This window comes from Streptomyces sp. NPDC127106 (genome assembly GCF_042677605.1).
Lineage (GTDB): Bacteria > Actinomycetota > Actinomycetes > Streptomycetales > Streptomycetaceae > Streptomyces.
This window is the reverse complement of record NZ_JBHXTC010000032.1, coordinates 77,240-87,177: the sequence shown is the minus strand read 5'-3', so window position 1 is coordinate 87,177 and position 9,938 is coordinate 77,240. Positions and strand designations below refer to the sequence as shown.

General features: G+C 73.9%; 9 protein-coding genes. 8 read left to right on the top strand and 1 reads right to left on the bottom strand.

Annotated features, from left to right (window positions below; all coding sequences use genetic code 11):
* Positions 1-143: 143 nt before the first annotated feature.
* Complete coding sequence (locus ACFVGY_RS24680) at positions 144-1,055, bottom strand: SMP-30/gluconolactonase/LRE family protein (protein ID WP_385680800.1); 912 nt, start codon at positions 1,053-1,055, stop codon at positions 144-146.
* Between the two features lie 107 nt (positions 1,056-1,162).
* Between ACFVGY_RS24680 and ACFVGY_RS24675 the strand changes: the two genes are divergently transcribed.
* From ACFVGY_RS24675 to ACFVGY_RS24640, 8 genes are all read left to right on the top strand, one after another.
* Positions 1,163-1,597: an Lrp/AsnC family transcriptional regulator gene (locus tag ACFVGY_RS24675; RefSeq protein WP_385680798.1), complete on the top strand. Its 435-nt coding sequence runs from the start codon at positions 1,163-1,165 to the stop codon at positions 1,595-1,597.
* Positions 1,594-2,475, top strand: a complete 882-nt coding sequence (locus tag ACFVGY_RS24670; protein ID WP_385680796.1) for a DUF2797 domain-containing protein — start codon at positions 1,594-1,596, stop codon at positions 2,473-2,475. Before ACFVGY_RS24675 ends, ACFVGY_RS24670 begins: the two co-directional genes overlap by 4 nt.
* Before the next feature lie 123 nt (positions 2,476-2,598).
* Positions 2,599-2,937 carry an antibiotic biosynthesis monooxygenase family protein gene (locus ACFVGY_RS24665; RefSeq protein WP_385680794.1) on the top strand — a complete coding sequence of 113 codons (339 nt, stop codon included), beginning with the start codon at positions 2,599-2,601 and terminating at the stop codon, positions 2,935-2,937.
* On the top strand, positions 2,915-3,799 hold the full coding sequence (locus ACFVGY_RS24660) for an amidohydrolase family protein (RefSeq protein ID WP_385680792.1): 885 nt from the start codon (positions 2,915-2,917) through the stop codon (positions 3,797-3,799). The genes ACFVGY_RS24665 and ACFVGY_RS24660 overlap by 23 nt, the downstream gene beginning before the upstream one ends.
* A gap of 89 nt (positions 3,800-3,888) precedes the next feature.
* Positions 3,889-4,656, top strand: a complete 768-nt coding sequence (locus tag ACFVGY_RS24655; RefSeq protein WP_385680791.1) for a response regulator transcription factor — start codon at positions 3,889-3,891, stop codon at positions 4,654-4,656.
* On the top strand, positions 4,656-6,266 hold the full coding sequence (locus tag ACFVGY_RS24650; RefSeq protein ID WP_385680789.1) for a sensor histidine kinase: 1,611 nt from the start codon (positions 4,656-4,658) through the stop codon (positions 6,264-6,266). The genes ACFVGY_RS24655 and ACFVGY_RS24650 overlap by 1 nt, the downstream gene beginning before the upstream one ends.
* A gap of 25 nt (positions 6,267-6,291) precedes the next feature.
* A complete protein-coding gene (locus tag ACFVGY_RS24645; protein WP_385680787.1) occupies positions 6,292-7,560 on the top strand; it encodes a glycosyltransferase in 1,269 nt (422 codons plus the stop codon).
* Entirely contained in the window at positions 7,557-9,914 is a 2,358-nt protein-coding gene (locus tag ACFVGY_RS24640; protein ID WP_385680786.1) for a glycosyltransferase family 39 protein, read from the top strand. The genes ACFVGY_RS24645 and ACFVGY_RS24640 overlap by 4 nt, the downstream gene beginning before the upstream one ends.
* Positions 9,915-9,938: the final 24 nt, after the last annotated feature.

Here is a 9,938-nt window from a genome sequence, read left to right as displayed (position 1 = left end):
TGCTCCCGCAACCGGGCAAGATCATCACGCTCAACGCCCACGGTCCTCGCAACTCCCACAGATCGCGGGTGTTGCGAGGACCGTTAGAACCCAAGGTTCACCGGGGGGCCTCTTGCGTTGGGCGGGTGCGGGCCGGGCGGGGACTACCGGACGCGGGGGAGGCCCGTCACCGACAGGACCAGGGAGTACAGCGAGGTCGTGGCGGTGATGAAGAGGCGGTTGTTCTTCGGGCCGCCGAAGGCGATGTTCGAGACGGGCTCGGGGACGCGGATCCGGCCGATCAGAGCGCCGTCCTGGGCGTAGCAGTGCACGCCCTCCTCCATGGCCGCCACCCACAGCCGGCCTTCGTCGTCGAAGCGGATGTTGTCCACCGGGCGGCACTCGGCGAAGACGCGGTCGCCACTGAGCGTGCCGTCCTCGCGCACCTTGAACGCGCGGATGTGGCCGGCCGCGGTGTCCGCCGCGTACAGCTCGCTCTCGTCGGGCGAGAACACGACGCCGTTCGGACCGCGGAACCCGTCCGCGACGATCCGCACCTCGCCGGTCGCCGGGTCCGCGCGGTAGAGGTTGCAGGCGCCGATCTCGGACGGCGCGCGCACGCCCTCGTAGTCGCTGGTGATGCCGAAGTCCGGGTCCGAGAACCAGATCGAGCCGTCCGAGCGCACCACGGCGTCGTTCGGGCTGTTGAGCCGCTTGCCCTCGAAGCGGTCCGCGACGACGGTGATGCTGCCGTCCGGTTCGGTCCGGGTGATGCGCCGGTTGCCCTGCTCGCAGGTGATCAGACGCCCCTCGCGGTCCAGGGTGTTGCCGTTCGGGTGTCCGGCCGGGGAGCGGAAGACCGAGACCGCGCCCGTCACCTCGTCCCAGCGCAGCATCCGGTCGTTGGGGATGTCGCTCCACACCACCTGCCGCCAGGCCGGCAGGTACAGCGGGCCCTCCGCCCAGCGGCAGTCGTCGTGGAGCCGTTCGAGGCGGGCGTCGCCGTTGGCGCAGCGCCCGGTGCGGAAGCGCTCGTCCAGAATCTCGTACAGGCTGACGTCGGCAATGGATGACACAGTCCCCCCTTGTGGGTGATTCACCGAATGGCATTCGGGTTCGTGGGCAGATTGCATGATCATGTACTGTCGATGCAAGGGATTGCCCGACAAGGGAGGAAGACCGCGTGGACGACATCGACCGGGCGCTCGTCCGGAGCCTCCAGCAGGACGCGGGCCGGTCGTACGCCGCTCTCGGCGCCGCCGTCGGCCTCTCCGCCGGGGCCGCCCACGAGCGCGTGCGCAAGCTCCGCGAGCGCGGGGTCATCCGGCGGACCACCGTCGACGTGGACCCGGCTGCTGTGGACAGCGGGGTGCTCGCCTACGTGATGGTCGACGCCAACGCCTGGATGGGGGACTCCGCCGGCGCCTTCGAGGCGATCGCCGAGATCCAGGAGGCCCACGTCATCGCAGGCAGCGCCTCGGTCCTGGTGAAGGTGCGCACCGCCACCACCGAGCAGCTCCAGAACGTGCTGCGCCGGCTGTACGCCATCGACGGGGTCAGCGGCACGCACGCCACCGTCGTCCTGGAGACCTTCTTCGAGCGGCCCCTCCCGCTGTGACCTGGCGGTGCACCGGGATCCGGTGGACCGGCGGCCATCCGGCCATCGGCTGGTACGCGGAAGGGCGCGGGGAGCGGATCAGCCCGCTCGCCCACGGCCGGCCCCTCGCCTTCGCCGCGCAGGGGGAGCGGATCTGCCTCGGCGTGCGCCGCGCCGGCAAGCGGACCCCGTGCCCCACGGCCGCCCGCGTCCCGGGCCGGGCCACGAGCGCCCAGTGCCCCGAATGCGCCCGCCTCGACCGGTCGTTCTCGGTGGCCGCCGACACCAACGCCGCGGACCCGCGCACCTATCGCGTCTACCTGGCCTGGTTCGGGCCGGGCATGGTCAAGGTCGGCATCACCGCCGAGGAACGCGGCGCCGCCCGGCTCCTGGAGCAGGGGGCGGTGACCTGGGCCTGGCTCGGCCGCGGCCCGCTGATGGCCAGCCGGCGCACCGAAGAACTGCTGCGCGCCGCCCTCGGCGTGCCCGACCGGATCCCGTACGCCCGCAAGCGCGCGGCCCGGGCCGCACTCCCGGCCCCGGCTGACCGGGCCCGGGAGGTCGAGGCACTGCACGCCAGGGCGGCCGGCCTGCCGGGATGGCCGTCGTCGCTGGAGCCGCTGGCATGCGAAATCACCGACCATGCCGGGCCGTTCGGGCTGGCCGGGCTGCCCGCCCCGAATCGGGTGGCCACCGAGATGACTCCCGGCGGCGCCGTCGTCGGCCTGCTCGCCGCAGCGGCCGGCCCCGATCTGCACCTGGCCGACGGGCTCGTCGTCGACACCCGTCTGCTGGCCGGCTGGGAACTCGTCGTCCCCGCCGCCGGTCGGACGACCGACGTGCCGACGGCCGCCGCCCTCCCTCCCGGCACCGCAGCCGGCCAGGACGGGCTCTTCTGAGGCCGCCGCCCTCCGGGCCCGGCGCCCGCCCGAACGCCCCCCAAGGTCAAATCTTGGATCCCGTTGGCCGTCCGGGCCGGATTCCGGTGGACATCGCGCCGAGCCGCCGCCGAGGGTGTGCTCATGACCATCACACCCGTACCCGCCTTCGAACCGCCGTACCTGATGGCGGTCTTCAGTTCCGTCCGTACTGCCGACGACACCGGCTACCCGGAGACCTCCGCCCGGATGGACGAGCTCGTCCGCGAGATCCCCGGTTTCCTCGGCTACGAGTCCGCCCGCACCCCCGGCGGCCTCGGCATCACCGTCGGCTACTTCCGCGACCACGAGGCACTCGCCCGGTGGCGGCAGGACCTCGAACACCAGGCGGCCATGAAGCGGGGCCGCGCCGAGTGGTACGAGAGCTACACCCTGCACATCGGGAGCGTGGAGCGGAGCCATGGCTTTGAGCGCAACGGCTGAGGCGGTCCGCGCCTTCCGGGAGCGGCTCGGCCTGCCCGGACTGGTCGACGTCCACACGCACTTCATGCCCGAGCGGGTCCTGGACAAGGTGTGGGACTACTTCGACGCGGTCGGGCCGCTGACCGGCGTCGCCTGGCCCATCACCTACCGGCACGAGGAGGAGCAGCGGGTCGCGCTGCTGCGGGAGTTCGGGGTCCGGGCCTTCACCGCCATGCTGTACCCGCACAAGCCGCAGATGGCGGCGTGGCTCAACTCCTGGTCCGCCGACTTCGCCGCCCGCACCCCCGACTGCCTGCACACCGCGACCTTCTTCCCCGAGGACCCGGCCGCCGCGTACGTCCGCCGGGCCGTCGACGCGGGAGCGCGGATCTTCAAGGCGCACCTCCAGGTCGGCGGCTACGACCCCGGGGACGAGCTGCTCGACCCGGTCTGGGGGCTGCTCGCCGAGGCCGGCATCCCGATCGTGGTCCACTGCGGCTCGGGACCGGTACCCGGCAAGCACACCGGCCCAGGGCCCATCGCCGCCGTCCTCGCCCGATACCCCCGGCTGGCGCTGGTCATCGCGCACATGGGGATGCCCGAGTACGGGGAGTTCCTCGACCTCGTCGAGCGGTACGAGCGGGTGCGCCTCGACACCACCATGGCCTTCACCGACTTCTCGGAGCAGTTCAGCACCTTCCCCGCCCGGGAGCTCGGACGGCTCGCGGACCTCGGTGACCGGATCCTGCTCGGCACCGACTTCCCCAACATCCCCTATCCGTACGAGCACCAGCTCGCCGCCCTGGAGCGGCTGGACCTGGGCGACGACTGGCTGCGAGCCGTCTGCCACGACAACGGGGCCCGGCTGTTCGGCCTGGACTGAGCAGGGTGTTTCCGGGGAGCGGCCCGTTTCTCAGGAAATTCACAGACAGGCGCAAGAACGCTCTCAGAGGGTGCCGCCAGCGTGGTCGCATGACTGCGACGACCACCTCCCCCGCGTCCACGTCCACCGGCAGCCACGCCGCCCTCGTCCGCCCCGACGGCGGGCCCTGCAGGGTGCTCGTCGTCGACGACGAGGCCGCGCTCTCCGAACTGCTCTCCATGGCCCTGCGTTACGAGGGCTGCGAGGTCCGCACCGCGGGAGACGGGGCGGGCGCGGTGCGCGCCGCCCGGGAATTCCGCCCCGACGTGGTGGTCCTCGACGTCATGCTGCCCGACATGGACGGCCTCGCCGTCCTCGGGCAGCTGCGCCGCGCCATCCCGCAGATCCCGGTGCTGTTCCTGACCGCCAAGGACTCGGTCGAGGACCGGATCGCCGGGCTGACGGCGGGCGGCGACGACTACGTCACCAAGCCGTTCAGCCTGGAAGAGGTCGTGGCCCGGCTGCGCGGCCTCGTCCGCCGCTCGGGGGCGGCGCAGGCCGCGCGCGGCGGTTCCGTCCTCGTCGTCGGCGACCTGCTGCTCGACGAGGACAGCCACGAGGTGTCCCGGGACGGCCAGGAGATCCATCTGACCGCCACCGAGTTCGAGCTGCTGCGCTACCTGATGCGCAACCCGCGACGGGTGCTGAGCAAGGCCCAGATCCTGGACCGGGTGTGGTCGTACGACTTCGGCGGCCAGGCCAACGTCGTCGAGCTGTACATCTCCTACTTGCGGCGGAAGCTGGAGAGCGGCCCCGGCCTGCCGGCGGTGATCCACACCCGGCGCGGGGCCGGCTACCTGATCAAGCCGGCCGACTAGTGGCGCCGTCGCCCCTCCGCCCGCAGCGGCTCCGGCGCCCCCGCTCCTGGTCCCTGCGGGCCCGCCTCGTGGCCTCCGCGGTGCTGCTGATCGCCGTCGTGGGCGCCGCCATCGGCGCCGTGACCACCCTCGCGCTGCGCGAGTACCTCGTCACCAAGGTCGACCAGCAGCTGAGCACCTCCGTCGACATGGCCAACCTGCGGGCCCCCGGCGGGAAGCCCCTCGCCGAGAACAACCTCGGCTTCGTCGTCGCCCCCGGCACCCCGCTGGGAGCCGCGGGGATCCGGATCGCGGACGACGGCACGGTCACCGGCTGCCGCCTCGTCGCGCTCGGCGGGCCGGGGTACGACCACCGCCAGCAGCTCACCCCGGCCCAGTCCGACGCCCTCGCCGGAGCCGCCCGCAAGGCCGCGGCACACCGCGGCCGGACCGGACCCGCCGACCTGGAGCTGCCGGGCCTCGGCACCTACCGGGTCCTAGCCTCCCCCGACGGGGCCCTGGCCCTCGGCTACCCGCTCACCGAGGTCGACTCCACCGTGAGCAGGCTGATCGCGGTCGAGGTCTGCGTCACCCTGGCCGGGCTGATCGCGGCCTCCCTCGCCGGACAGGCCCTGGTGGGAGTCGCCCTGCGCCCGCTCCACCGGGTCGCGGCCACCGCCACCCGGGTCTCCGAACTGCCCCTGCACAGCGGCGAACCCGTCCTGCACGAGCGCGTCCCCGAAGCCGAGGCCGACCCGAGGACGGAGGTCGGCCAGGTCGGCGCCGCCCTCAACCGGATGCTGGGGCACGTCTCCTCCGCCCTCACCGCCCGCCAGCAGAGCGAGATGCGGGTCCGGCAGTTCGTCGCCGATGCCAGCCATGAGCTGCGCACCCCCCTGGCCTCCATCCGGGGGTATGCCGAGCTGACCCGCCGGGGACGGGAGGAGCCCGGCCCCGACACCCGGCACGCCCTGGGCCGTATCGAGTCCGAGGCGACACGCATGACCGGCCTCGTCGAGGACCTGCTGCTGCTCGCCCGGCTCGACGCGGGCCGGGCCCTCTCCCTGACCGACACCGACCTGGCCCCACTCGTCGTCGACGCCGTCAGCGATGCCCGGGCGGCCGGCCCCGACCACCACTGGCGGCTCGACCTTCCCGACGAGCCCGCGCCCGTCCGCGCCGACGCGGCCCGGCTCCAGCAGGTGCTGGTCAACCTGCTCGCCAACGCCCGCACCCACACCCCGCCCGGCACCACCGTCACCGCCCGTGTTTCACGTGAAACAACGGCCGTCCGGCTGAGCATCACGGACGACGGCCCCGGCATCCCGCCCGCACTGCTCCCGCACATCTTCGAGCGGTTCGCGCGCGGCGACGCCTCCCGTTCGCGGGCAGCCGGCTCCACCGGCCTGGGGCTCGCCATCGTCGAGGCCGTGGTCACCGCGCACGGCGGACACGTCGGCGTACGGAGCGAGCCGGGCCGGACCTGCTTCGAAGTCCGGCTCCCGCTCGCCCCGGAGACGTCCCCCGCGGGCACGCCGGCGGACTTCCCGGTGTACGTCCTCGGGCGCGCTGCCGCGACCCGCCCGGCGGCGGACTCACAGACAGGGCACAGGCTCACCACACAGCGGTGACAGCCCGCGTCGCGAGGCTGGGACCATGCCAACCGACACCTCCACCGGCGCCCTCCCGGCACGGGCGCCCCTCGCGCCCGTGCCCGGCGAGCCGGTACTCGACGTGGTGATCCCGGTCTTCAACGAGGAGAAGGACCTGGGCCCGTGCGTACGCCGGCTCCATGACCACCTCACCCGCACCTTCCCGTACCCCTTCCGCATCACGGTCGCCGACAACGCGAGCACCGACCGCACCCCCGAGGTGGCGGCCGGCCTGGCCGCCGGCCTCGACGGGGTCCGCAGCACCCGGCTGGAGGAAAAGGGCCGCGGCCGTGCCCTGCGCACCGTCTGGTCCCGCTCCGAGGCCCCCGTCCTCGCGTACATGGACGTCGACCTGTCCACCGACCTCAACGCGGTGCTGCCGCTGGTCGCCCCGCTGATCTCGGGCCACTCCGACCTCGCCATCGGCACCCGGCTGGCCCGTTCCTCGCGCGTGGTGCGCGGCGCCAAGCGGGAGTTCGTCTCCCGCGCCTACAACCTGCTGCTGCGCTCCTCCCTCGCGGCCCGCTTCAGCGACGCCCAGTGCGGGTTCAAGGCCATCCGCAGGGAGGTCGCCGAGCGGCTGCTGCCGCTCGTACAGGACACGGGCTGGTTCTTCGACACCGAGATGCTGGTCCTCGCCGAGCGGGCCGGGCTGCGGATCCACGAGGTGCCGGTCGACTGGGTGGACGACCCGGACTCCACCGTCCACATCGTCCGGACCGCGGTGGAGGACCTCAAGGGAGTCTGGCGGGTGGGCCGCGCCCTGGCCCTCGGCACCCTGCCGCTCGACCGGCTCGCCCGACCCTTCGGCGACGACCCGCGCGACCACAGCGCCCTGCCCGGGGTGCCGCGCGGGCTGGCCCGCCAGCTGCTGGGCTTCTGCACGGTCGGGGTGCTGTCCACCCTCTGCTACCTCGCGCTGTACTCCCTGTTCCGGCTCGGGACCGGGCCGCAGCTCGCCAACGCGGCCGCACTGCTGCTGTCCGCCGTCGCCAACACCGCCGCCAACCGCCGCCTCACCTTCGGCGTCCGCGGCCGCGCCCAGGCCGTGCGCCACCAGGCCCAGGGCCTCGTCGTGTTCGCCGTGGGTCTCGCCCTGACCAGCGGCTCGCTGGCCGCCCTCGGGGCGGCGACGGCCGATCCCGGTCACGGCACCGAACTGGCCGTGCTGATCACCGCCAACCTCGCCGCGACCGTACTGCGGTTCCTGCTCTTCCGCGCCTGGGTCTTCCCCGAACGGCGCACCCCTGCTGCCAAGGACGACATCCGATGACCACCGCCGTACCGCCCATGGGCTCCCCGTTCCCCGAACGGGCCGCTGCCCCGCACCGCGCCGCCCGTGCGACCGGCGCAGATCCCGATCTCGGCTCCGGTGCCCGCCTCGCGGCCCTGCCCCGCCCCCGCTGGGAGCTCCCCGCCCTCGCCGCCCTGCTGCTGGCCACCGCCGCCCTGCTGCTGTGGAACCTCAGCGCCTCCGGCTACGCCAACTCCTTCTACTCCGCCGCCGCCCAGGCCGGCAGCGAGAGCTGGAAGGCCTTCTTCTTCGGCTCCTCCGACGCCGGGAACTCCATCACCGTGGACAAACCCCCGGCCGCCCTGTGGCCGATGGCCCTGTCCGTCCGACTGTTCGGGCTGGGCAGCTGGCAGATCCTCGTCCCGCAGGCCCTGATGGGCGTCGCCACCACCGCCGTGCTGTACGCGGCCGTACGCCGCCACTTCGGCCCCGCGGCGGCGCTCGTCAGCGGCACCGTCTTCGCCCTCACCCCGGTCGCGGCGCTGATGTTCCGCTTCAACAACCCGGACGCGCTGCTGACCCTGCTGCTCACCGTCACCGTCCACTGCGTCCTGCGCGCCCTCGACGGCGCACGCACCGCCTGGCTGGTCGGGGCGGGCACGGCGATCGGCTTCGCCTTCCTGACGAAGACGCTCCAGGCCTTCGTCATCCTGCCGCCGCTGGCCCTCGTGTACGCCTTCTGCGCGCCCACCCGGCTGCGCCGCAGACTGGGCCAGCTGCTGCTCGCGGGGGCCGCGATGGTCGCGGCCGGCGGCTGGTGGGTGGCGATCGTCGAGCTGTGGCCCGCGTCCTCGCGCCCGTACATCGGCGGCTCGCAGACCAACTCCTTCCTGGAGCTGACCCTCGGCTACAACGGCCTCGGCCGGATCAACGGCAACGAGACCGGCAGCGTCGGCGGCGGCGGACGCCCCGGCGGCGGAGGCGGCGGCTGGGGGGAGACCGGCATCGACCGACTGTTCTCCGCGAACATCGGCGGTCAGGTCTCCTGGATGCTCCCAGCGGCCCTGATCATGCTGGTCGCCGGGCTGGTGATCACCTGGCGGGCCGGCCGGGCCGCCGACACGATCGAGGGCATGGCCCGCGCGGCCTTCCTGACCTGGGGCGGCGCGCTGCTGATCACCGCCGCGGTGTTCAGCTGGATGCAGGGCATCTTCCACGAGTACTACACCGTGGCGCTGGCCCCGTTCGTGGCTGCGCTCGTCGGCATGGGCGTGGCCCTGCTGTGGGAGGAGCGGGGCAGCACGCCCGCCGCGCTCACCCTGTCCGGCACCCTCGCGCTGACCGCCTGGTGGTCGTACGTCCTGCTCGGACGCTCCCCCGAGTACCTGCCGTGGCTGCGCTGGGCCGTGCTCGTGGCCGGGCTGGCCGCGGCCGCCGGACTGCTCGCCGGGGCGCGGCTCGGCCGCCGGGCCGCGCTCGGTGCGGCCGCGCTGGGCCTGGGCGCGGCTCTGGCCGGACCCCTCGCCTACTGCCTGACCACGGTGGAGTCCGGGCACAGCGGCTCGATCGTGACGGCCGGTCCCGCGGTGCGCGGCGGGACCGCCGGGATGCGCATGCGCTTCGGCCGCGGTGAAGTCCCGCCGGGCGGGGGCGCGCTGGGCGGCTTCGGCGGCGGACCGCAGGGCGCTGCGCCGCCAGGCGCGCAGGCCGGCCCCGGGAACGCGCCCCAAGGCGGCCTCCAGGGCGCTCCGCAGGGCCAGCCGGACGGCGGCCAGGCCTTCCCCGGCGGCCCGGTCCTCCCCGACAGCCAGGACGGCCAGGACGGCCAGGACGGCCGGAACACCGAGGACGGCGGCGCCGGACGGGGCGGCCGTGGCGGGCAGGGCACCGGCGGTATGCCGGCCGCTCCGGGTGCGCTGGGTGCCCCGGGTGCCCCGGGCGGCGGAGGCATGGGAGGCCTCCTGGGCGGTACCAAGGTGAGCAAGGAGGCCACGGCCGCGCTGCGCGAGGACGCGGGCCGGTACACGTGGGCGGCTGCTGCCATCGGTGCGCAGAACGCCGCGAGCTACCAACTCGCCTCGGGTGAGCCGGTGATGCCGATCGGTGGGTTCAACGGCAGCGACCCGTCGCCGACGCTCGCCGCGTTCCAGGCGTACGTGAAGGCCGGCAAGGTCCACTACTTCATCGCCTCGGGCGACGGCCCGGGCGGTGGCGACGGCGGTGGCCCGGCCGGCACGGGCGGCGAGGGGCCGGTCATGCGCGGCGGCCCGGGCGGCTCCACCAGCAGCGCGATCGAGACCTGGGTGAAGGCGAACTTCCGGTCCGTCACCATCGGCGGGGCGGCCTTCTACGACCTGACCGCTCCCCTGAGTGCCACGTCCGCCCCTTCCTGAACGAGCCCGAAGGCGAGGGGCACC